Origin of the sequence: Clostridium bornimense, from assembly GCF_000577895.1 — a bacterium.
Classification (GTDB): Bacteria; Bacillota; Clostridia; order Clostridiales; family Clostridiaceae; genus Clostridium_AN; species Clostridium_AN bornimense.
In genome coordinates, this window is record NZ_HG917868.1 from 1 (window position 1) to 24,131 (window position 24,131).

A 24,131-nucleotide genomic window follows, 5' to 3' on the forward strand; every position below is an offset into this window, starting at 1 on the left:
TTTTTTTTATTAAATTAGACTGGAGGATATTACAATGAAAGTCCAATTAGATGATTTATGGGCTAAAACATTAGAAATTATGCAAAATGAGCTTACTGAAGTTAGCTTTAATACTTGGATAAAAAGTATTTGTCCTATAGAAATTACAGGCGACACTATAAAATTAAGTGTACCTAATGATTTCACCCGTGAAATTTTAGAAGGAAGATATAAGGATTTACTTATTAATGCAATTAAAGTTGCTACTAATAAAGAATATAAAATTGAATTTCTTATTGGTAGTGAAGAAGCAATAACTAAATCTGAGACTCCTAAACAAAATATTGTAATGTCTTCACCTGCTGATGGCATGCAAGCAGTTTTGAATCCAAAATATACATTTGATTCTTTTGTAATAGGGAATAGTAATAGATTTGCTCATGCTGCTTCTCTTGCTGTTTCTGAATCTCCAGCTAAAGCATATAATCCTCTATTTATATATGGAGGCGTTGGTCTTGGAAAAACTCATTTAATGCATGCTATTGGTCACTACATCTTAAATAAAAATCCCAAAGCTAGAGTTGCGTACATTTCTTCTGAAAAGTTTACTAATGAACTTATCAACTCTATTAAGGATGATACTAATGAAGAATTTAGAAGTAAATATAGAAATGTAGATGTATTACTAATAGATGATATACAATTTATCGCTGGAAAAGAACGAACACAAGAAGAATTCTTCCATACTTTTAATGCACTACATGATGCAAATAAACAAATCATTTTATCTTCAGACAGACCCCCTAAGGAAATTCCAACCCTTGAAGATCGTTTAAGATCAAGGTTTGAATGGGGACTAATAGCTGATATTCAACCGCCTGATTTTGAAACTAGAATAGCTATATTGAAGAAAAAGGCTGATGAAGAAAATTTAGATATACCTAATGATGTATTAGGTTATATCGCAAATACTATAAAATCAAACATTAGAGAATTAGAAGGTGCTCTTATTAGAATAGTTGCATTTTCATCTCTTACTAATAAAGAAATATCCGTTGATTTAGCTTTATTAGCTTTAAGAGATATAATCGCTAATAGAAGTTCAAAAGCAATTACTATTGAATATATTCAAGAAATGGTAGCGAACTACTTTAATGTTACTGTAGAAGACTTAAAATCTGCTCGCCGTACAAAAAGCATCACTTATCCTAGACAAATAGCTATGTACCTTTGCAGAAAAAATACCGATAATTCATTACCTAAAATAGGTGAAGAGTTTGGTGGTAGAGATCATACTACTGTAATTCATGCATATGAAAAAATATCTGATGCTTTAAATAAGGATAAAGATCCACTATTAAAAAGTGATATAGAATCTTTATCTAAAAAATTAAATAAAAAATAATCCACAACCTGTTTATAATAACTTGTGATTTAGTTGTGGATAAAATATAAACAATAATGTTATACTGAATTCTGTGGATAAAACATCTAAGTTAAGAACATATTTATCCACAGTTATTTTATGCCCAATAGTAGTATTTACAGTATCTCTGGGGTTTTATCAACATATCCACAGCCCCTACTACTACTACTATTATTATTTATATATACTTTTATTTAATTAATAAATAAATATAGTTGTGGATAAAAGGAGGTATTTCAATGAAATTTATATGTGAAAAAAATGCCCTTGTAGAAGGAATTTCAATAGCTCAAAAAGCAGTTACAGGAAAATCAACAATGCCTATACTTGGAGGTATTTTAATTAATGCTAAAAATGATACTCTTATTATAACTGGATCAGATATTGATTTAAGTATAGAAACAAAAGTAAAAGCAGCAGTTTTAGAAGAAGGATCTCTAGTTGTAGATGCTAGATTATTTGGAGATATTATAAGAAAACTACCTAACTCAGACGTAGAAGTAGCATCTATATCTGAAAATTCAATAGAAATAAAATGTGAAAAATCTAAATTTAATGTAATACATATGGATGCAGAAGATTATCCATCTTTACCATCAGTAGAAGGTAATAAGCAATTAAACATAGCTCAAAAATGTTTAAAAAATATGATAAAAGGTACTATATTTGCAGTTGCACAAGATGAAACTAGACCTATATTAACTGGTGTTCTAATGGAATCAAAGGATAAAACCTTAAATTTAGTTTCATTAGATGGATATAGATTGGCATTAAAAAAAGAAAGTATCGAATTCGATGACGAAGTAAATGCAGTAATACCTGGTAAAACATTAAATGAAGTTGTTAAGATATTAGGCGAAGATGATGATGTAACATTAACATTTAATGAAAATCATGTATTATTTACAATTAATGAGACAAGAATAATATCTAGGTTACTTGAAGGAGAATTTATAAAATATAATTCTATAATTCCAGAAGAACATAAATCAACAGTTATTGTGGATAAAAATATTCTTTTAAATTCTATAGAAAGAGCTTCACTAGTTGGAAAAGAAGGAAATACTAACTTAGTAAAATTTGATATAGAAGATGACACAATTGTTATAACTTCCAATTCTCAATTGGGAAATGTTCGAGAAGAAGTTAATATAAATTTGCAAGGTGACGGAATTCAAATTGCATTTAATTCTAAATACTTAATTGATATACTTAAAATAATGGATGAAGAAAAAATATATATGGAATTTACATCCGCTGTTTCACCATGTGTAATAAAAAATATAGAAAAAGATAATTGTACTTATCTTGTTTTACCTGTAAGAGTATCAACAAGATAATGAATAAGTATACAAATAAATGAATAAATGATTTTCCAATTTGTCTTTAGGCAAATTGGATTATTATTTAGAAAATAGAAAAGAGTGATATTGTGGAAGAAATTAAGATAACTACAGAATTTATTAAATTAGATTCATTTTTGAAATTTGCTGGAGTAGCATCACTTGGAACAGAAGCAAAGTTCTATATCCAAGAAGGCCAAGTATATGTGAATGGAGAAGTTGAAACGAGAAGAGGAAAAAAGCTTTATAAAGATGATGTAGTAGAATTTAATGGGGAAACCTTCAAAATAGTTTAATAAGCATTCATTGACAGTTTGTGATATAATATAAGGTGGATTTATGTATATAAAGAAATTAGCCATAAAGAATTATAGAAATTACTCAAACTTAAGCTTAAGTTTAAGTAAAAATGTTAATGTTTTTACAGGAGATAATGCTCAAGGAAAGACTAATATATTGGAGAGTATATATTATTCTTCTTTAGGACGATCTCATAGGACATCTAAAGATAAAGAACTTATTAAGTGGAATGAGAGTTATGGTGAAATAGTATTAGATGTTGCAAGAGAACGATTGGATAAAAAGATAGATATAAAGTTTTCTAGGGAAGGAAAAAAATCAATCACAATAAATTCTATTAGACTTAGAAAAATTTCAGAGTTAATAGGAGTTTTTAATGCGGTTATTTTTTCGCCAGAAGACTTAAAAGTTGTAAAAGAATCTGCATCTTTTAGAAGAAAATTTTTAGACATCGAATTAAGTAAGCTTAAACCTAAATATTATACGACTCTAGTTAGTTATAATAAAGTTTTAAGTGAAAGAAATACTATTTTAAAAACATACAATGACAACCTAGAAGAAATATTAGAAATCTATGATAGACAATTAGCAAAACTTGGGTCAGTTATAGTAAAACAGAGAATTTTATATTTACAAAAATTACAACAGTATGGAGAAAAGATCCATAGTGACATAACAAAGAACAAAGAAAAAATAAATTTTAGATATATTTCAGATCTTAAAAGTTATTCCAGTCTAGAAAGCGATTTATATGAACTTATTTCTAAAAATAGAAGTAGAGATATAAATAAAAGAATCACATCTAAGGGACCGCATAGAGATGACTTTCTAATAGACATAAATGGAGTTGATACTAGAGTTTATGGATCACAAGGACAACAACGTACTGCAATACTTACTATAAAATTTGCTTCATTGGAGATAATTAAAGAATTTATTGGTGAATATCCTGTGCTACTTCTAGACGATGTTCTATCAGAATTAGATGTAAATAGACAAAGTTTTATATTAAACTCTTTAAAAAATGTTCAGACTATAATTACATGTACAGGAATGGAGACTATAAGGAATTACCTTAAAGATGACTTTAAGTTATTTATGGTTAAAGAAGGAAGTATTGAAAAAATTATAGAAGAATAAGGAGGAGAAGTATGTTTCTTCATTTGGGAGAAAATGTAGTAGTACCAATAAAAGATATAATTGGAATATTTGATTTGGAAACTACTATGTATAGCGCAGATACTAACCAATTTTTAAGGCTTGCGGAAGAAGATGGATTTATTGAAAGGATAACAGAAGATCATCCAAAATCTTTTATTGTTGCAGAAGTTGATAAAAAAGCTAAGGTATTTTTATCACCAATATCTTCATCTACATTAAGTAAGAGAACCAAAATAGAATATGATGAACAATAAAGATAGTTAGGAGGATAGCTATGACAGAAAATAAACAATCTTATGGAGAAGATCAGATACAGGTTCTAGAGGGATTAGAAGCTGTTAGAAAAAGACCGGGAATGTATATTGGAAGTACTTCTGTAAGAGGATTACATCATTTAGTTTATGAAATAGTTGACAATTCAATAGATGAAGCTTTAGCAGGATATTGTGATAGTATAGAAGTTACTATACATAAGGATAATTCTATTACAGTTACTGATAATGGTAGAGGTATGCCAGTAGGTATGCATCCTAAGATGGGAAAACCTACTGTAGAAGTTATTATGACAGTATTGCATGCTGGTGGTAAGTTTGGAGGCGGCGGATATAAAGTATCTGGTGGTCTTCATGGAGTTGGTGCATCTGTCGTCAATGCATTATCATCCAAGTGTATTGTTACAGTAAAAAGAGATGGTCACATATGGAGACAAAGTTATGAAAAAGGGGCAGTAGTATCTGACTTAGAAATAATAGGGGATACTAATGAACATGGGACTACTGTAGATTTCATGGCAGATGATGAGATATTTGAAACTTTAGAATATGAATATGATGTATTATCTCAAAGATTAAGAGAACTTGCATTTCTTAATAAGGGAATAAAAATAATATTAAGAGATGAAAGAGAAGAAGATGAAGAAGGGAATGTTAAGGAAGAAGCATATCACTATGAGGGTGGAATTAAGTCATTTGTATCATACCTAAATAGAAATAAAGATCCTTTATTCCCTGAACCGATTTATGTAGAAGGAGAAAAAAATGATTGCTACGTAGAGATAGCAGTTCAATATAATGATGGCTATACAGAAAATATTTTTTCTTTTGCTAATAATATAGATACCATAGAAGGTGGAACCCATTTAGTTGGATTTAGAACAGCGATAACAAGGGTGTTTAATGAGTATGCTAGAAAATTTGGATTTTTAAAAGAGGGAGATAAAAATCTATCAGGTGAAGATATAAGAGAAGGTTTAACTGCTGTCGTATCAGTAAAGTTATCTGAACCTGAATTTGAAGGCCAAACTAAGACTAAGCTTGGAAATTCTGTAGTAAGAGGAATTGTTGATTCTATATTAGGAGAAACAATGCAAAATTTCCTAGAAGAAAATCCGGCTATAGGTAAGATTATATGCGAAAAAGCTTTAACAGCGGCAAGAGCTAGAGAAGCAGCTAAAAAGGCTAGAGAATTAACAAGAAGAAAGTCAGCATTAGAAAGTTCTACACTTCCAGGAAAATTAGCAGATTGTTCATCTAAAGATCCTCAAGAGTGTGAAATATATATAGTCGAAGGGGATTCTGCCGGTGGGTCAGCTAAACAAGGAAGAAATAGAAGATTCCAAGCTATATTACCTTTAAGAGGTAAAATACTTAATGTTGAAAAACAAAGATTAGATAAAATATTAGTATCAGATACTATAAGATCAATGATAACAGCATTTGGAGCAGGCATAGGAGAAGAGTTTGATATATCAAAGATAAGATATCATAGAATTATAATAATGACAGATGCAGACGTTGATGGTGCGCATATTAGAACATTATTATTAACATTCTTCTATAGATACATGAGAGATTTAGTTGAGGGTGGACACGTATTTATTGCACAACCACCTTTATACCAAGTTAAAAAAGGTAAAAATGAGAGATATGCTTATTCTGATACAGAATTAGAAGCCTTAGTTGATGAAATGGGTGGTAAAGATAACAATACCTTTATACAAAGATACAAAGGTCTTGGAGAAATGGATGCCCATCAATTATGGGATACAACAATGGATCCTGAAAAGAGAATATTACTAAGGGTTAATATAGAAGATGCTATGAAAGCAGATGAAATTTTTACTATCTTAATGGGTGAGAAAGTTGAACCGAGAAAAGAATTTATTCAAGAAAATGCTAAGAATGTAGTTAATCTTGATATTTAGATTAGAGAGGTGAGAACAGATGAATAACAACGAAGGAAAATTTCTGCCTGTTGATATAAGTGCAGAGATGAAGAGGTGCTATATTGACTATGCTATGAGTGTTATAGTTGGTCGTGCACTTCCAGACGTTCGAGATGGGCTAAAGCCTGTACATAGAAGAATATTGTATTCTATGTATGAACTGGGGCTTGATCCTAGTAAAGGGTATAGAAAATGTGCTAGAATTGTCGGAGATGTATTAGGTAAGTATCATCCACATGGTGATTCATCAGTTTATGATGCTTTAGTTAGACTGGCTCAAGATTTCTCTATTAGATATACATTAGTAGATGGTCATGGTAACTTTGGATCTGTAGATGGTGATAGCGCTGCAGCAATGAGATATACAGAAGCTAAGATGGCTAAAATTGCCGTAGAAATGATAAGAGACATAAATAAAGATACAATAGATTTTGGAGAAAACTTTGATGGAACTGAGAAGGAACCAATAGTTTTACCTTCAAGATTTCCTAATCTTTTAGTAAATGGATCTGCAGGAATAGCTGTTGGTATGGCTACAAACATTCCACCTCATAATTTAGTAGAAGTAATAGACGGAATTAATTATTTTATTGATAATCCTGATTGCACAATTGCTGAATTAATGCTTCATATAAAAGGACCTGATTTCCCAACGGCAGGTATTATAATGGGAATGAGAGGTATAAGAGAGGCTTATGAAACTGGTAGAGGTAAGATAATAGTAAGATCTAGAGCAGAGATAGAAGAAGAAAATGGAAGACATAAAATTGTAGTTACTGAGATACCATATCAAGTTAATAAAGCTAAGCTTATTGAAAATATAGCTGATCTTGTTAAGGATAAAAGAATTGTTGGAATATCAGATCTTAGAGACGAATCAGATAGAGAAGGTATGAGAATAGTTATAGAACTTAAGAGAGATGCTAATCCAAACATAATCTTAAATCAACTTTATAAACATACTAAAATGCAAGATACTTTTGGAATAATTATGCTAGCATTAGTTAATAATGAACCAAAGGTGTTGAACTTAAAGCAAATTTTAAGTCATTATGTCGACTTCCAAAAAGAAGTTATAAGAAGAAGAACTATTTTTGAACTAAAGAAAGCAGAAACAAGAGAGCATATCTTAGAAGGATTAAAAGTTGCACTTGATCATATTGATGAAGTTATAAATATAATAAGAAGTAGTAAAAATACAGCAGAAGCAAAGGAAAGACTTCAAGATAAGTTTAATTTAAGTGAAGCTCAGTCATCAGCAATTGTAGAGATGAGATTAAGAGCTTTAACAGGTTTAGAAAGACAAAAGATTGAAAATGAATTAAATGAGTTAAGAGAATTAATAGCTAAGTTAAGAGAAATATTAAGTTCAGAAGAATTAATATTAAATATTATTAAAGATGAACTTAGAGAAATTAAGTTAAAATATGGTGATGAAAGAAGAACAAGTATCGAACAATCATCAGATGATATTAATATAGAGGATTTAATTCAAGAACAAAATGTTGTCGTAACATTAACAAGAGATGGTTATATAAAGAGAATACCAGAAGATGCATATACTGCTCAAAAAAGAGGGGGCAGAGGAATAGTAGCTGGAACAACTAAAGAAGATGATATTATAGAAAATCTATTTGTTACATCTACTCATAATCATATAGTATTCTTTACTAACCAAGGTAGAGCATATAAGCTAAAGGGATATGAAATTCCTGAAGGTTCAAGAACATCTAAGGGTACTAATATTATAAATATATTAATGCTTAGACCAGATGAAAAAGTTGAAGCTGTAATTTGTATGAAAGAATTTAATCCAGATGATTATTTAATAATGGGAACTAAAAAAGGAATAGTAAAGAGAACATCATTAGATAATTTTAAAAATATAAGAAAGAGCGGATTAAATGCTATAACTTTAAGAGAAGAAGATGAACTTATATCAGTAAAGCTTACTAGCGGTAATGATGATATAATGATGTTTACATCAGAAGGATATTCTATAAGATTTAAAGAAACTGACGTAAGAGAAATGGGAAGAATGGCATCTGGAGTTAAAGGTATATCATTAAGAGAAAATGATAGTGTAGTTGCTATGGAAGTAGTAGATCCTGAACTTAAGGTATTAGTAGTTAGTGAAAATGGACTTGGAAAAAGAACAAATGTAGATGAATATAAAGTTCAATATAGAGGTGGTATGGGTATTATAACCTATAAGACTAACGAGAAGACAGGAAAAGTAATAGGAGCTAAGATGGTAAGTGATGATGATGAACTTATGCTTATTAACTCTAAGGACATAGCTATAAGAATAAATGCATCGGATATATCTGTTACTGGAAGAAGCACTATGGGTGTTAAGTTAATGAAGACTGAAGAAGAGGTTACAGTAATTGCTATAGCAAAAATAATAGCAGAGGATAAAGAAGAAGTAGAACAATTAAAGATTGATGAAGAGGTAACTTCTCCAGAGAATAGTGAAGATAATTAATATAAAGTGAGAAAACTACTGTATCTTATTTATAAAAGATACAGTAGTTTTTTATTATGTAAATAGTAATATGAATAAAATTAAGTTATTTACTAAATTTTATTTGTTAACTAATATATATTAAGATTAACACATATATTCCTACATAAGTTAATATATAGACGAATATATATAACAACTTGTTCTGGTGTATCAATGACAGTATATACAAGAAAAATAGAGAAAAATAGAGAATGAATTATATAAATTCATATAATAAAATATATATTTAAGTATTTTAATATTAAATTATATATAATAGTCATTGTCGCAAGCGACCAGTGAAAAAAACAACAAAGAAAAATAAAAAAAGTTGTTGACACAGATGGTCGAAAGTGATATTATAAAGAAGTCGCCTGAAGCGACAGATGATCTTTGAAAATTGAACAGAAGAAACATATAACCAGTTAATTCTTTAAATTGACTCATATATATGAAGTCAGCAAACTAGTACTAAGCTAGTAATCAAACTTTTTAAATTGAGAGTTTGATCCTGGCTCAGGACGAACGCTGGCGGCGTGCTTAACACATGCAAGTCGAGCGAACAAAGCTCCTTCGGGAGTGGAGTTAGCGGCGGACGGGTGAGTAACACGTGGGTAACCTGCCTTATAGAGGGGGATAGCCTTCCGAAAGGAAGATTAATACCGCATAAGAAGTAGAAGTCGCATGGCTTTAGCTTTAAAGGAGCAATCCGCTATAAGATGGACCCGCGGCGCATTAGCTAGTTGGTGAGGTAACGGCTCACCAAGGCGACGATGCGTAGCCGACCTGAGAGGGTGATCGGCCACATTGGAACTGAGACACGGTCCAGACTCCTACGGGAGGCAGCAGTGGGGAATATTGCACAATGGGCGAAAGCCTGATGCAGCAACGCCGCGTGGGTGATGAAGGTTTTCGGATCGTAAAGCCCTGTCTTTTGGGACGATAATGACGGTACCAAAGGAGGAAGCCACGGCTAACTACGTGCCAGCAGCCGCGGTAATACGTAGGTGGCAAGCGTTGTCCGGATTTACTGGGCGTAAAGGGAGCGTAGGCGGACCTTTAAGTGAGATGTGAAATACCCGAGCTCAACTTGGGTGCTGCATTTCAAACTGGAGGTCTAGAGTGTCGGAGAGGTAAGTGGAATTCCTAGTGTAGCGGTGAAATGCGTAGAGATTAGGAAGAACCCCGGTGGCGAAGGCGACTTACTGGACGATAACTGACGCTGAGGCTCGAAAGCGTGGGGAGCAAACAGGATTAGATACCCTGGTAGTCCACGCCGTAAACGATGAATACTAGGTGTGGGGGTTGTCATGACCTCCGTGCCGTCGCAAACGCATTAAGTATTCCGCCTGGGGAGTACGGTCGCAAGATTAAAACTCAAAGGAATTGACGGGGGCCCGCACAAGCAGCGGAGCATGTGGTTTAATTCGAAGCAACGCGAAGAACCTTACCTAGACTTGACATCTCCTGAATTACTCTTAATCGAGGAAGTCCCTTCGGGGACAGGAAGACAGGTGGTGCATGGTTGTCGTCAGCTCGTGTCGTGAGATGTTGGGTTAAGTCCCGCAACGAGCGCAACCCTTATTGTTAGTTGCTACCATTAAGTTGAGCACTCTAGCAAGACTGCCGTGGTTAACGCGGAGGAAGGTGGGGATGACGTCAAATCATCATGCCCCTTATGTCTAGGGCTACACACGTGCTACAATGGTGAGTACAAAGAGACGCAAAACCGTGAGGTGGAGCAAAACTCAAAAACTCATCCCAGTTCGGATTGTAGGCTGCAACTCGCCTACATGAAGTTGGAGTTGCTAGTAATCGCGAATCAGAATGTCGCGGTGAATACGTTCCCGGGCCTTGTACACACCGCCCGTCACACCATGAGAGCTGGTAACACCCGAAGTCCGTGAGGTAACCGCAAGGAGCCAGCGGCCGAAGGTGGGATTAGTGATTGGGGTGAAGTCGTAACAAGGTAGCCGTAGGAGAACCTGCGGCTGGATCACCTCCTTTCTAAGGATATATGTTTAGGGAGAACCTAAGCAAAAAGGTTTATGTCTTCTGTTCAATTTTGAAAGATCATAGAATCTTTCAAAATTATATGTTCGCTAGAAGCGAGCAGTACGAGGAAGCAAGGAACGAATGAGCGAATAATACTTATGTATATGAGCGAAATGAGTGACGTAGCTGACGAAGTAATGCGAAGCTTATAGTAGAGCAGATTGTTCTTTGAAAATTGCATAGTTACAATAAAGACTTTAAAATCTATTATAGATTTACTGATTTATATACCTATACTAATCTAGTAAAGATTGTATAGATTTATTCGCTAGAAACAAGCAGTACGAGGAAGCAAGGAGCGAATGAGTGAACAATACTTTTGTATGTGAACGAAATGAGCGACGTAGCTGACGAAGTAATGCGCAGTTTATAGTAGAATAAATGATAGGTCAAGCTACAAAGGGCGCAGGGCGAATGCCTTGGCACTAGGAGCCGATGAAGGACGTGATAAGCTGCGATAAGCTGTGGGTAGCCGCACATAGGCCGTGATCCACAGATTTCCGAATGGGGAAACCCACATGAGAAACCTCATGTATCCTTAAGTGAATACATAGCTTAAGGAAGGTAACCCGGGGAACTGAAACATCTAAGTACCCGGAGGAAGAGAAAGAAACATCGATTTTCTGAGTAGCGGCGAGCGAAACGGAAAGAGCCCAAACCAAGAGCTTGCTCTTGGGGTTGCGGACAGTTCATAAATACTTTGGAATTCTAGTCGAAGACAACTGGAAAGTTGCACCGCAGAATGTAATAGTCATGTAGGCGAAAGAACGAAAAAGTCAGAACTGATCCAGAGTACCACGAGACACGTGAAACCTTGTGGGAAGCAGGGAGGACCACCTCCCAAGGCTAAATACTACCTAGTGACCGATAGTGAAGCAGTACCGTGAGGGAAAGGTGAAAAGAACCCCGGGAGGGGAGTGAAATAGAACCTGAAACCCTGTGCCTACAACCGGTCGAAGCACCTTATGTGTGTGACGACGTGCTTTTTGTAGAACGAGCCAACGAGTTACGGTATGCAGCAAGGTTAAGTACTTATGGTACGTAGCCGAAGGGAAACCAAGTCTGAATAGGGCGACTAGTTGCATGCTGTAGACCCGAAACCGGGTGACCTATCCATGGCCAGGTTGAAGCGAGGGTAAAACCTCGTGGAGGACCGAACCACGTTGGTGTTGAAAAACCATGGGATGAGCTGTGGATAGCGGAGAAATTCCAATCGAACTCGGAGATAGCTGGTTCTCCTCGAAATAGCTTTAGGGCTAGCGTCTGGTAAATTAAGTGATGGAGGTAGAGCACTGAATGGGCTAGGGGGCCGCGAGGCTTACCGAACCTTATCAAACTCCGAATGCCATACACTTGTACCCAGGCAGTCAGACTGCGAATGATAAGATCCGTAGTCAAAAGGGAAACAGCCCAGACCGTCAGCTAAGGTCCCTAAATGTAGATTAAGTGGTAAAGGATGTGAGGTTTCTAAGACAACTAGGATGTTGGCTTAGAAGCAGCCACTCATTTAAAGAGTGCGTAATAGCTCACTAGTCGAGAGACCTTGCGCCGAAAATGTCCGGGGCTAAAATCTACTACCGAAGCTACGGACTCCTAACGGAGTGGTAGAGGAGCTTCCTGTATGGGCTGAAGTCGTACCGAAAGGAGCGGTGGACTGTACAGGAGTGAGAATGTTGGCATAAGTAGCGAGAATTGAGTGAGAATCTCAATGGCCGAAAATCTAAGGTTTCCTGGGGAAGGCTCGTCCGCCCAGGGTTAGTCGGGACCTAAGCCGAGGCCGAAAGGCGTAGGTGATGGACAATCGGTTGATATTCCGATACTACCAAATGACGTTATTACCAATGGAGTGACGCAGGAGGATAGGGTGTGCAGACTATTGGATGTCTGTCTAAGCACTTAGACATGTCTCTAGGCAAATCCGGAGACTAAGTTGAGGTGTGATGGGGAGCTCGTATGAGCGAAGTACCTGATTCCACGCTGCCAAGAAAAGCTTCTAGGGAGGAGTTTGGTACCCGTACCGCAAACCGACACAGGTAGATGAGGAGAGAATCCTAAGGCCAGCGGAAGAATTGCAGTTAAGGAACTCGGCAAATTGACCCCGTAACTTCGGGAGAAGGGGTGCCTACAGAAATGTAGGCCGCAGAGAATAGGCCCAAGCAACTGTTTAGCAAAAACACAGGTCTCTGCTAAAGCGAAAGCTGATGTATAGGGGCTGACGCCTGCCCGGTGCTGGAAGGTTAAGGGGATCACTTAGCGCAAGCGAAGGTGTGAACTTAAGCCCCAGTAAACGGCGGCCGTAACTATAACGGTCCTAAGGTAGCGAAATTCCTTGTCGGGTAAGTTCCGACCCGCACGAATGGCGTAATGATTTGGGCACTGTCTCAACTGCAAATCCGGCGAAATTGTAGTACCAGTGAAGATGCTGGTTACCCGCGATTGGACGGAAAGACCCCGTAGAGCTTTACTGTAGCTTAGCATTGAGATTTGGTATTGTCTGTACAGGATAGGTGGGAGACTAGGAAGCATGGGCGTCAGCCTGTGTGGAGTCATCCTTGGGATACCACCCTGACAGTACTGAATTTCTAACCGGAGGCCTTGAATCAGGTCACGGGACATTGTTAGGTGGGCAGTTTGACTGGGGCGGTCGCCTCCTAAAAAGTAACGGAGGCGCCCAAAGGTTCCCTCAGAACGGTCGGAAATCGTTCGAAGAGTGCAAAGGCAGAAGGGAGCCTGACTGCGACACTTACAAGTGGAGCAGGGACGAAAGTCGGGCTTAGTGATCCGGTGGTTCCTCGTGGGAGGGCCATCGCTCAACGGATAAAAGCTACCTCGGGGATAACAGGCTGATCTCCCCCAAGAGTCCACATCGACGGGGAGGTTTGGCACCTCGATGTCGGCTCGTCGCATCCTGGGGCTGTAGTAGGTCCCAAGGGTTGGGCTGTTCGCCCATTAAAGCGGCACGCGAGCTGGGTTCAGAACGTCGTGAGACAGTTCGGTCCCTATCCGTCGCGGGCGTAGGAAATTTGAGAGGAGCTGTCCTTAGTACGAGAGGACCGGGATGGACTGACCTCTGGTGTACCAGTTGTTCCGCCAGGAGCACAGCTGGGTAGCTATGTCGGGAAGGGATAAACGCTGAAAGCATCTAAGCGTGAAGCCCACCTCAAGATAAGATTTCCCATGACGTTAAGTCAGTAAGACCCCTGGAAGACTACCAGGTTGATAGGTCAGAGGTGTAAGTGTGGTAACATATTTAGCTGACTGATACTAATAGGTCGAGGGCTTGTCCAATGTATATAAAAAAGTTTATTGTAGCATGCAATTTTGAAAGAACAATATCTTTCAAATCTGGTGATGATGCCTCTAAGGGATACACCCGTTCCCATACCGAACACGATGGTTAAGCCTCAGAGGGCCGATGGTACTGCACGGGAGACTGTGTGGGAGAGTAGGATGTTGCCAGGTAAATATGGATCATTAGCTCAGTTGGTTAGAGCAACCGGCTCATAACCGGTAGGTCTGGGGTTCGAGTCCCTGATGGTCCACCATATGGGGGTATAGCTCAGTTGGGAGAGCACCTGCCTTGCACGCAGGGGGTCAAGAGTTCGAATCTCTTTATCTCCACCATAGAAGATAGAAGGAATTACAATTAGTGTAGTTCCTTTTATTTTTGTTTTTTGCATATATTTTAAAAATTATATAAATAAGTTGATTAAATATTAACATATCTTAAGAAAAAGTTAATTATTATAGATATATCCAAACAATTCAATATATTGTATTATATAAGGTAGTAATAAAAAAGAAAGAGGAGTAATTATGTTTGATTATATAGCAAATAATCTTAAAAAGCTAAAAGAAGATAAAAGTTTTATATTTATTTTACTTTCTATGTTTATAAAAACTATCTTATTTATAATGCTTATATCGGATTCTAAAGCATCTAAAATTAATTTTAAGCAATTATTTGTAGGTGTGCCTCAAATATTAGTATATATAGCTTTTATATTAATATTTATATCTTTTATATATCTATTTAAAAATAAAGGACGTATCATATATGTTATTATGTTAGATTTAGTTTTTTCTATTATTTTAATAGGAGATCTTTGGTATTATAGAGGTTTCGGATCATTTTTAAATTTATATATGTTTAAAATGACTTCTAATCTTGATAATTTAGGAGAAAGTATAGCATCTATGATAAGATGGGTTGATATTCTTTTCTTACTTGATATACCTATCTATATATGGATCATAAAAAAAGATAAAAATTCAATAATTAATAGGCAAATTAAGATGTTTGTATTTGTATTTGCTATAGGAATAGGATATATTTCTTATGGATATGTAAAAATAGACAAGTTTAATGGTGGTTATACAGGACAAAATTTATTTAAAGCAATATGGTCATCTAATGCACAAATGTTTAACTTAAGTCCAATAGGTTATCATATATATGATAGTTATAGATTTTATATAGATTCAAAACCATGTAAATTAAATGATAAGGATAAAGATAAGATTAAATATTATTATGATAGTAAAGAAAGCGGATTAGAGAAGACAGAGGACTTTGGAAAATTTAAAAATAAGAATTTAATAGTAGTTCAAGTTGAGTCTTTAGAAAACTTTGTTATAAATGAGAAAATAGAAGGAAAGGAGATAACTCCTAATCTAAATAAGCTATTAAAGAATTCATATTACTTCAGTAATTATTTTGAGCAAACTTTAAATGGTACAACTTCTGATGGGACATTTGTATCTAATACATCGATGTTACCAGTGAAAAGAGGATCTGTTAATTTCGATTATCCTAATAATACATATAATTCTTTACCTACGATATTAAAAAATAATGGATATAATACATATACAATGCATCCTGAGAAGGGATCTTATTGGAATTGGAAGGTTTCAGAGTTATCATTAGGATTTGAAAACGCATATGATATTTCTGATTTTAAGGAAACGGAATTTTACGGATTAGGGCTTACAGATGAATCTTTTTTTGATCAAGTTATACCGAAGTTAAAGAAAGAAAAAACTCCGTTTTATAGTTTTATGATAAGTATATCATCACATACTCCTTTTAATATGCCCGATGAGTTTGATAAATTAGGATTGAGTAAGGATATAAAAGATACTAAATTAGGTGGATATGTAACAGCAATATCATACACTGATTATGTAATTGGAAAGTTTATGGATTCATTAGATAAAGAAGGAATACTAGATAATTCTATAGTAGTATTTTATGGGGATCATGAAGGTGTCACCAAATTTTACAAAGATGAAATAGATAAAAATCAAGAGCTAGGAAATGATGCAATAAATAATGATAGACGTGTTCCATTAATTATTTATGATAAAAACCTTGAGGGAAAAGAAATCGAAACTTACGGAGGACAAGTTGATTTTCTTCCTACTATAAGTTATCTGTTAGGGATTGAAGAGAGCGAATATACAGATACGGCGATGGGGAGAAACTTATTAAATACAAATCAGAACTTTGTAGTATTGACTACTGGTGAGTATAGAGGAGATAATAAGAAAGAAAAGAAAGAAAAGATAAAAAGTTTAAATATTTCTGATATGATGATAAGAAGTAATTATTTTTGTAATGGAGAGAGGGGTAGATAATTATGAAAGATAGATGGCTATATATAATTACACCGTTCTTTCTTATAGTTCCTATTTTAACCTATGAAGGGGTAATTGGATGGATGATAGGGTTAATAGGCATATATAAATGTTATACCTATGAAAAAAGAAATATAGAAAGTAAAATAAAGAAATCTATACAATTATTATTGGTATGTTGGTTTCTAGGTGCTATGCATTATTTAATAGTTACTAATATTCAAGATATAGTTTTAAAGTTATTTATGTAAAAATATAAGGTGTCAATTTTGATGCCTTATATTATTATTAGGAGGATTTATGTTTTATAGAGTTAAGCAATTTTGGTGGAATATTACAGATAAAATGAATGATGATGATATAAATTTTGTTAATAATAACTTAAATGAAGATGAAAAAATATTATTTTATAGTCTGTCTAATAATGAACAAAAACATTCTGTTAAAGTATGCTATAATGCTTTGAATAAACTTAATAGATATGATATGCTAGATGAAAATAGTATGATAAAGATAGCTCTATTACATGATATAGGGAAGAGCTATAAGCATGTCAATGTCATAGAAAAATCTATATTTGTAATTTTAAATAAAATACTTCCAAAGTTACTTAAAAAGTTCATTAATATAAAATCAGTAAAAGTTTATTATGAGCATGGAGAAATGGGATATAACTTATTAAAAGATAAGAAATATAGTGAAGAAATCTTAGATGCAATAAGATATCATCATAGTAGCAGTAATATACGTAATAAGAGAAGAAATATATATATGGAAATACTTAAAGAAAGCGATGATGAATGTTAAGATGAATTCAATAGAAAGAAGACAAAATATAAAAGAATTATTAGGTACAAATCCTATTAAAGGAGCAGAATTAGCTCAAAGGTTTAGTGTTACAAGGCAAGTTATTGTAAAAGATATCTCTATATTAAAAGCTGAGGGGCTAGAGATAATATCAACATCATCTGGCTATATATTAAATAATAGTATTGGGATAAGAAAAGTAATAGCAGTAAATCATGATGAAAATCAAATAAAAGATGAACTTGAAATAATTATTAAATATGGAGGTGTCGTTGAAGATATAACTATAGAACATCCTTTGTATGGTGAAGTAACAGGAAAAATTATGATTAAGACATTACATGATATAGATATGTTTATGGACAAGATTGATAAATTAAATGTATCTGTTTTATCTAAGGCATCAGGAGGAGTACACTTACATACTATATATACAGATAATAAGGAGAGTATGGATAAGATAATTAATGAATTAATTAAGTCAGGTTATTTAATTAGTATATGAGGAGGAAGAGATGAAGAAAAAGTTATTAACGATAATTGCTATATTATTATTGGTTATTATCGGTGGTTTTGTAGGATTATCAAGTTTTATTATCGATATTCAATGGTTTAATGAAGTAGGATATACATCAGTATTATGGACCAGAATATTTGCAAGACTTGTTATATTTGTACCTATTTTCTTAATAATTTTTATATCTTTAAGTATATATGGCAATATATTAATAAAAAATTATAAGAAAAGTACTGCAATAAGAGAGATTAATAAAGAAGGGGATAAGAAGTTAAAGCGTATTACAAGAGGGATTATATTATTTGCATCATTAGTAATGTCAATTACATTAACTAGTGCATATTGGTATGATGCTTTAACATTTATAAATTCCACTGATTTTAATGTTACAGATCCTATATTTAATAAAGATGTATCATTCTATATATTTAAGTTACCATTTATAAATTCTATTTGCTCATTAGTGTTTAATATACTTATTTTAATGGTGTTGTTTACAGGAGTATTTTATTTAGTTACTAATTTATTGAGTGGTAAAAAGATAGGAAATATCAATCTAGAAAGCTTCTCAGCAAAAGATTTTATAACTACTAAAAATCCTTTAAATTCTTTTGCCGGAAAACAACTTGCAATAGTAGTTTCTTTAATATTTATTACTTTAGCTGTAGGATATGTATTAAAAGGTTACGGGTTAGTATACTCTGGTAGAGGTGTAGTTTTCGGAACATCATATACCGATAATACAATAAGTTTAAATTTTTATAAAGTCATAGCTATAGTATCGATAATTGCTTCGGTGATTGTCTTTATATCAGTTATAAGAGGCAGAATTAAACCGATAGTTTTTTCTGTAGTTGCATTATTTGCATTAATGATAGCGGAACCTATAATTGCTGAGTTATATGATAATTTATATGTAAAGCCAAATCAAAGAGACTTAGAAGCAAAATATATAAAAAATAATATCGAGATGACTCAAAAAGGATTTAATATCGATGATATAGAAGTGAAAGATGTTAAATTAGGAGATAACCTAGATGGGGATACTGTGTTAAAGAATATGGATACTATAAATAATCTAAAGATTAATTCATATTATCCTGCGTTAAAATTTTTTAATCAGGCACAAACATTAAGATCATATTATGATTTTCAAGATATTGATGTAGATAGATATGAGATAGATGGAAAAATGACGCAAGTATTTATTACACCAAGAGAAATAAATATAGAAGGGCTACAAGGTAATGCAGATAGTTGGCAAGGAAAACATTTATTATATACTCATGGATATGGATTGGCTATGAGTAGAGTAAATGCTGTTACTGACTCTGGGAGACCGGATTTTGTTATGAAGGATGTTCCAATAAATAATATTACAGATATAAATATAGATAATCCACGTATATACTTTGGAGAAAAGACTAAAGATTATGCTATTGTAAATACTACATTGAAAGAAACAGATTATCCTGAAGACGGTAAAGAAAATACGTATGATTATACAGGAGAAGCTGGTATAAAGTTAAATTTTATAAATAAATTATTATTTGCTATAAATAAAGGCGATTATAATATGATGATATCGTCAAATATAAATAGTAACTCAAAAATATTAATAAATAGAAATATTATCGATAGAGTTAATAAAATAGCTCCATTTCTTACATTAGATGAAGATCCATATCCAGTTATAACAGAGGGAAAAATAAAGTGGATAATCGATGCCTATACAACATCTAATTTATATCCATTAGCAGAAAGATATGATGGAATTAATTATATAAGAAATTCTATTAAGATTGTTGTTGATGGATACAATGGTAATGTAGATTTTTATATAGTAGATGATAATGATCCAATAGCGGCAACTTATTCAAAAATATATAAAGGATTATTTAAAGATATTAATGAATTATCAGAGGATATAAAAAATCATCTTAAGTATCCACAATATTTATTTGACTTACAAAGTGAAGTTTTAGGAAGATACCATGTTGAAGATGCAAATGTATTCTTTAGTAAGGGAGATTTATGGGATGTGTCTGAATTAGAATATGGTGTAGAAAATGAAGACACTACTGTAAAAGAGGGAGATTATGTAACATTTAAGTTACCAGGCGAAGAAAAAGAAGAAATGGTTATAGTTAATTATTTAAATCCAAGTGCTAAAAAGACTATGGCAGCTATCTTCGCTGGAAGAATGGATGGAGATAATTATGGAAAACTAATGTTACTGAGACTACCAACAGATACATCAATTGAGTCACCACAATTTTTTAAGAATACTGTGCAACAGGATACAACAATATCCAAGGAAATAACTTTATTAAATTCTAATGGATCATCTGTTGAGTATGGAGAAATATTAATAGTACCTATAGAAAATTCATTATTATATGCTATGCCGATTTATGTAGAGTCTACAGGGAACAATTCAGTACCAGAAGTTAAGAGAATAATTTTAGCCAATGGTAGTAAGATTGTTATGGGAGAAAATATAGATGATGCTCTTAATAAATTGTTTAATATTGATACAAGTAGTAATGAAACAGTGATTCCTCAAGATGAAAATGAGAATGTTTTTGAAAAGGAAGATGAAAAAGAACTAGCTAAGAAAGCTAGTGAAAAGTTTAATGAGATGATAGAAGCACAAAAAAATGGCGATTGGGCTAAATATGGTGAATTACAAAAAGAGGTTGGAGATATAATCTCAGAACTTTCTAAATAGAATTAAAAAATAATCAGTTTTTTAACTGGTTATTTTTTATGTTGTTGAAGTTATATTAATTTAGTGTAAAATTATATCTAGAGCTATGTTAATAGGAGGGAAGTATGGATTACGATGTTATTATCTTAGGTGGTGGTACTTACGGGTGTGCCATTGCATATGAGCTATCTAAATATAGCTTAAATATAGCATTAATAGAGAAAGAATATGATATTGTAACGGAGATCGATACCATAAATTCTGCTATAGTATACGATGGATTGCAAGCTAGATCTGATTTGATAGCGAGTCTTGAAGTTGAAGGAAATAGAGCAATTTATGATATATGTAAAAAGTTTAATATATCTTTAGAAAATAAAAATAGTATATTTATTGCATATAGTGAGGGTGGAAGAAAAGAATTAATAAGAAAATTCAATAAAGCTAAGGAACGTGGAATTTACAATATAGAGATAATAGATGGCAAGACAGCTATGGATATGGAAAGTACAATAAAAAAAGAACCGTTGATGGGAATACTATCAAGGAATACAGCAATTGTATCACCATATGATTTTGCAATAGCATTAGGGGAAGTAGCAGCTCAAAATGGAGTGAACTTTAGATTTGCAGAAACTGTTTTAAATATATCTAAAGTATCTAAGGAATTTTTAATTACTACAACAAAGGGAAAATTTAAATCTAAAATAGTGATAAATACAATTCCAGATAAAAATTATGATTTAGATAATGATTTGAGAGAAGAAGAATTTATAAAGCATAGAAAATGGTTAAATTACTTTACAATAGATACTCATAAGGAACCTGAAAATATAATAAGAGCTTATGAAGATGACATAAAAACATTAGTAGTTCCTACTAAACATAATGTACTGGCAGGAGTAATTACTGATGGAGAATTAGATACAGTTACAGCAAATCATCAAATTAAAAAATTAATTGTAGGATTAAGAACACAACATATAACATCTTTTCTTAGCGATAGTTATTATTCTGATGAAATAATAATAGATCAATCTAAAGAAGAAGAGGCTTATATAAAAATATCAGGAAAGAACTATGGAGAATTGACAATGACACCAGCTATAGCTAGATTAGTTAAGGAAAGAGTTCTAGATATTATAAAGTGCACTGAAAAGAAAGATTTTATAGATAAAAGAAGAGAAGTATATAGATTTACAGATATAAGTGATGAAGAAAGAAATGAATTAATAAAAATAGATAAGAGGTATGGTAAAATTGTTTGCTTATGTAACCTAGTAACAGAAGGAGAAATAATAGATTCAATCAGAAGGCCTTTAGGTGCACGTACTGTTGAAGGAGTAAAGAGAAGAACAGGAGCAATGATAGGTACATGTAAAGGATCATCTTGTTTAAATAGAGTTGTATCTATATTGGCAAGAGAATTAGATGTAAATGTAGCAGATATAGTTAAGGAGAGTCAAGGATCAAATATTTTAAATGGTAGAATGAAGGAGTTTGAGGAGATATAATATGGCTGTGGGGGTAATTGAAGTTAGGGATGACTTTACTTGTGATGGTATAGAATTTAAAAGAAGAGACGATAATACTAAAGAGGTATTTACATCGTTAGTAAGGCTAAAAGGATCTGAGGCATATAATGTATTGCCTGTTAAATCATCAGAAGAAATAGAAGTAGAAAAGTTTATCGAGATTTCTAAGGCTATAAGTAGGATATATGTAAGTATACCAGTTTCTGTTGGTGATGTTATATGTAAGAATATCTTAAATACAGGAATAGATATAATAGCTACAAAGAATATTGATCATTAATCTTTGAAATTATTGACAAAGAAAATTGATATAAATTATAATAATAGAGTGAATATAATAATTTATCCTGTGAAGAGAATAGTAACTTTATTGGAAGTCAAAGAGAGTCGATGGTTGGTGTAAATCGATACAACTAATATTGTGAATCCAACTCAGAGGAATTTACGAAGAGTAAATCGGGTCAAACCGTTATTTTATAGAGTGGGCTTTATGTCAATTAGGGTGGCAACGCGGAAACTCCGTCCCTTGTTAGGGGACGGAGTTTTTTTGTATATACATATTTATGTAAAAAATACAAATTATTTTAGGATAAGGGAGTAGGTTTAAATGTTAGATTTAAAAAGAATAAGAACTGATGCAGAGGAAGTAAAAAGAGCGTTAGGAAACAGAGGAGAAGATTTTGACGTCTCTATTATTGATAAAATAGTTGAATTAGATGAAGAAAGAAGAAAAATACTAGTTGAAGTTGAAGCATTAAAGAGTAAGAGAAATGCTGATTCAGCAAAGGTTCCGGCATTAAAGAAAGCAGGAGAACCAGTAGATGAAATATTTGCAGAAATGAAGAAAATTTCAGAAGAAATAAAAGGATTAGATGAAAAGGTATCAAAGATTAGTGAAGAAATAGATTATCATATGCTTAGAATACCTAATATACCAAATCCATCAGTTCCAGATGGGGCTTCTGATGAAGACAATGTAGAAATTAGAAAATGGGGAGAACCTAGAAAATTTGATTTTGAAGCAAAGGCTCATTGGGATATAGGTACAGGTCTTGATATATTAGATTTTGAAAGAGCTGGTAAAGTAACAGGATCAAGATTCACTTTTTACAAGGGACTAGGTGCTAGACTTGAAAGAGCCATAATAAATTATTTCTTAGATACTCATACTGAAAAAGGATATGTTGAAGTATTACCACCATATATGGCTAATAGAGCATCTATGACAGGAACAGGCCAATTACCTAAGTTTGAAGAAGATGCATTTAAGGTAGAGAATAATGGATATTTCTTAATTCCTACAGCAGAAGTACCAGTTACTAATATGTATAGAGACGAAATAATATCAGGAGATAAGTTACCTATAAAGCATGTAGCTTATTCAGCATGTTTTAGAGCAGAAGCGGGTTCTGCAGGAAGAGATACAAGAGGACTTGTTCGTCAACATCAATTTAATAAGGTTGAGTTAGTAAAATTCACAAAGCCAGAAGATAGTTATGATGAGTTAGATAAATTAACAGCAGATGCGGAAGCTGTACTTCAAGGTTTAGGATTACCATATAGAGTAGTAAGAATATGTAAAGGTGATTTAGGATTTACAGCTGCTTTAAAATTTGATATAGAAGTTTGGATGCCAAGTTATAATAGATATGTTGAAATTTCAAGCTGTTCTAATTTTGAAGATTTCCAAGCAAGAAGAGCAAATATTAAATATAAAGAAGATCCAAAATCAAAAGCTCAATTTGTTCATACGTTAAATGGATCAGGGGTAGCTATAGGTAGAACTGTTGCTGCTATATTAGAAAACTTCCAAAATGAAGATGGAACTGTAACAATTCCAGAAGCATTAAAACCATATATGGGTGGAAGAGATATTATTAAATAGGTAATAAAAAAATTAGACTGTAGCATATTATAAATGCACA

At 33.1% G+C, this 24,131-nt stretch carries 15 protein-coding genes, 2 tRNA genes, 3 rRNA genes and 1 other annotated feature; all 20 genes read left to right on the forward strand.

Annotated features, from left to right (window positions below; genetic code table 11):
* The first annotated feature begins 34 nt into the window (after positions 1–34).
* The 20 genes from dnaA to serS all read left to right on the forward strand — a co-directional run bounded on the left by dnaA (position 35) and on the right by serS (position 24,091).
* Positions 35–1,384, forward strand: coding sequence for a chromosomal replication initiator protein DnaA (dnaA, locus tag CM240_RS00005; RefSeq protein WP_044035683.1), 1,350 nt, complete (start codon positions 35–37; stop codon positions 1,382–1,384).
* A gap of 260 nt (positions 1,385–1,644) precedes the next feature.
* Positions 1,645–2,745: a DNA polymerase III subunit beta gene (gene dnaN, locus CM240_RS00010; protein ID WP_044035684.1), complete on the forward strand. Its 1,101-nt coding sequence runs from the start codon at positions 1,645–1,647 to the stop codon at positions 2,743–2,745.
* A 92-nt stretch (positions 2,746–2,837) separates the two neighbouring features.
* Entirely contained in the window at positions 2,838–3,044 is a 207-nt protein-coding gene (yaaA, locus tag CM240_RS00015) for a S4 domain-containing protein YaaA (protein WP_044035685.1), read from the forward strand.
* Between the two features lie 43 nt (positions 3,045–3,087).
* Positions 3,088–4,188, forward strand: coding sequence for a DNA replication/repair protein RecF (gene recF, locus CM240_RS00020; protein WP_044035686.1), 1,101 nt, complete (start codon positions 3,088–3,090; stop codon positions 4,186–4,188).
* Between the two features lie 11 nt (positions 4,189–4,199).
* Complete coding sequence (gene remB / locus CM240_RS00025) at positions 4,200–4,463, forward strand: extracellular matrix regulator RemB (protein ID WP_044035687.1); 264 nt, start codon at positions 4,200–4,202, stop codon at positions 4,461–4,463.
* A 20-nt stretch (positions 4,464–4,483) separates the two neighbouring features.
* On the forward strand, positions 4,484–6,412 hold the full coding sequence (gene gyrB / locus CM240_RS00030) for a DNA topoisomerase (ATP-hydrolyzing) subunit B (protein WP_044035688.1): 1,929 nt from the start codon (positions 4,484–4,486) through the stop codon (positions 6,410–6,412).
* Positions 6,413–6,431: 19 nt separating this feature from the next.
* On the forward strand, positions 6,432–8,921 hold the full coding sequence (gyrA, locus tag CM240_RS00035) for a DNA gyrase subunit A (RefSeq protein ID WP_044035689.1): 2,490 nt from the start codon (positions 6,432–6,434) through the stop codon (positions 8,919–8,921).
* A gap of 514 nt (positions 8,922–9,435) precedes the next feature.
* Positions 9,436–10,949: ribosomal RNA gene (locus CM240_RS00040) — 16S ribosomal RNA — on the forward strand.
* A gap of 435 nt (positions 10,950–11,384) precedes the next feature.
* Positions 11,385–14,285 (forward strand): 23S ribosomal RNA (locus CM240_RS00045).
* Positions 14,286–14,341: 56 nt separating this feature from the next.
* Positions 14,342–14,459, forward strand: a 5S ribosomal RNA gene (gene rrf, locus CM240_RS00050).
* Together the 16S, 23S and 5S rRNA genes with 2 tRNA genes alongside form the textbook arrangement of a ribosomal RNA operon.
* Before the next feature lie 6 nt (positions 14,460–14,465).
* Positions 14,466–14,542 (forward strand) — tRNA-Ile (locus tag CM240_RS00055).
* Positions 14,543–14,545: 3 nt separating this feature from the next.
* Positions 14,546–14,621, forward strand: a tRNA-Ala gene (locus tag CM240_RS00060).
* Between the two features lie 192 nt (positions 14,622–14,813).
* Positions 14,814–16,637 carry an LTA synthase family protein gene (locus tag CM240_RS00065; RefSeq protein WP_044035690.1) on the forward strand — a complete coding sequence of 608 codons (1,824 nt, stop codon included), beginning with the start codon at positions 14,814–14,816 and terminating at the stop codon, positions 16,635–16,637.
* A gap of 2 nt (positions 16,638–16,639) precedes the next feature.
* Entirely contained in the window at positions 16,640–16,888 is a 249-nt protein-coding gene (locus CM240_RS00070) for a hypothetical protein (RefSeq protein WP_044035691.1), read from the forward strand.
* A gap of 49 nt (positions 16,889–16,937) precedes the next feature.
* Positions 16,938–17,444 (forward strand): HD domain-containing protein, encoded by a 507-nt coding sequence (locus CM240_RS00075; RefSeq protein WP_044035692.1) that lies wholly within the window; start codon positions 16,938–16,940, stop codon positions 17,442–17,444.
* Between the two features lies 1 nt (position 17,445).
* On the forward strand, positions 17,446–17,949 hold the full coding sequence (locus CM240_RS00080) for a transcription repressor NadR (protein WP_044039603.1): 504 nt from the start codon (positions 17,446–17,448) through the stop codon (positions 17,947–17,949).
* Positions 17,950–17,959: 10 nt separating this feature from the next.
* The gene (locus CM240_RS00085; protein ID WP_044035693.1) at positions 17,960–20,692 is read left to right on the forward strand and encodes a UPF0182 family membrane protein; all 2,733 of its coding nucleotides are present in this window, start codon (positions 17,960–17,962) and stop codon (positions 20,690–20,692) included.
* A 104-nt stretch (positions 20,693–20,796) separates the two neighbouring features.
* Positions 20,797–22,185, forward strand: a complete 1,389-nt coding sequence (locus CM240_RS00090; protein ID WP_044035694.1) for an NAD(P)/FAD-dependent oxidoreductase — start codon at positions 20,797–20,799, stop codon at positions 22,183–22,185.
* 1 nt (position 22,186) lies between these two features.
* Positions 22,187–22,486 carry a DUF1667 domain-containing protein gene (locus CM240_RS00095; protein ID WP_084485322.1) on the forward strand — a complete coding sequence of 100 codons (300 nt, stop codon included), beginning with the start codon at positions 22,187–22,189 and terminating at the stop codon, positions 22,484–22,486.
* A gap of 60 nt (positions 22,487–22,546) precedes the next feature.
* Positions 22,547–22,736, forward strand: a binding site (T-box leader).
* Positions 22,737–22,813: 77 nt separating this feature from the next.
* Positions 22,814–24,091, forward strand: a complete 1,278-nt coding sequence (gene serS, locus CM240_RS00100; RefSeq protein ID WP_044035695.1) for a serine--tRNA ligase — start codon at positions 22,814–22,816, stop codon at positions 24,089–24,091.
* The last annotated feature ends 40 nt before the right edge of the window (positions 24,092–24,131 follow it).

What these genes read in the sequence shown, in the direction of transcription:
- dnaA (WP_044035683.1), top strand. Translation starts at nt 35, where the DNA reads ATGAAAGTCCAATTAGATGATTTATGGGCTAAAACATTAGAAATTATG.
- dnaN (WP_044035684.1), top strand. Translation starts at nt 1,645, where the DNA reads ATGAAATTTATATGTGAAAAAAATGCCCTTGTAGAAGGAATTTCAATA.
- recF (WP_044035686.1), top strand. Translation starts at nt 3,088, where the DNA reads ATGTATATAAAGAAATTAGCCATAAAGAATTATAGAAATTACTCAAAC.
- remB (WP_044035687.1), top strand. Translation starts at nt 4,200, where the DNA reads ATGTTTCTTCATTTGGGAGAAAATGTAGTAGTACCAATAAAAGATATA.
- gyrB (WP_044035688.1), top strand. Translation starts at nt 4,484, where the DNA reads ATGACAGAAAATAAACAATCTTATGGAGAAGATCAGATACAGGTTCTA.
- gyrA (WP_044035689.1), top strand. Translation starts at nt 6,432, where the DNA reads ATGAATAACAACGAAGGAAAATTTCTGCCTGTTGATATAAGTGCAGAG.
- CM240_RS00065 (WP_044035690.1), top strand. Translation starts at nt 14,814, where the DNA reads ATGTTTGATTATATAGCAAATAATCTTAAAAAGCTAAAAGAAGATAAA.
- CM240_RS00070 (WP_044035691.1), top strand. Translation starts at nt 16,640, where the DNA reads ATGAAAGATAGATGGCTATATATAATTACACCGTTCTTTCTTATAGTT.
- CM240_RS00075 (WP_044035692.1), top strand. Translation starts at nt 16,938, where the DNA reads ATGTTTTATAGAGTTAAGCAATTTTGGTGGAATATTACAGATAAAATG.
- CM240_RS00080 (WP_044039603.1), top strand. Translation starts at nt 17,446, where the DNA reads ATGAATTCAATAGAAAGAAGACAAAATATAAAAGAATTATTAGGTACA.
- CM240_RS00085 (WP_044035693.1), top strand. Translation starts at nt 17,960, where the DNA reads ATGAAGAAAAAGTTATTAACGATAATTGCTATATTATTATTGGTTATT.
- CM240_RS00090 (WP_044035694.1), top strand. Translation starts at nt 20,797, where the DNA reads ATGGATTACGATGTTATTATCTTAGGTGGTGGTACTTACGGGTGTGCC.
- CM240_RS00095 (WP_084485322.1), top strand. Translation starts at nt 22,187, where the DNA reads ATGGCTGTGGGGGTAATTGAAGTTAGGGATGACTTTACTTGTGATGGT.
- serS (WP_044035695.1), top strand. Translation starts at nt 22,814, where the DNA reads ATGTTAGATTTAAAAAGAATAAGAACTGATGCAGAGGAAGTAAAAAGA.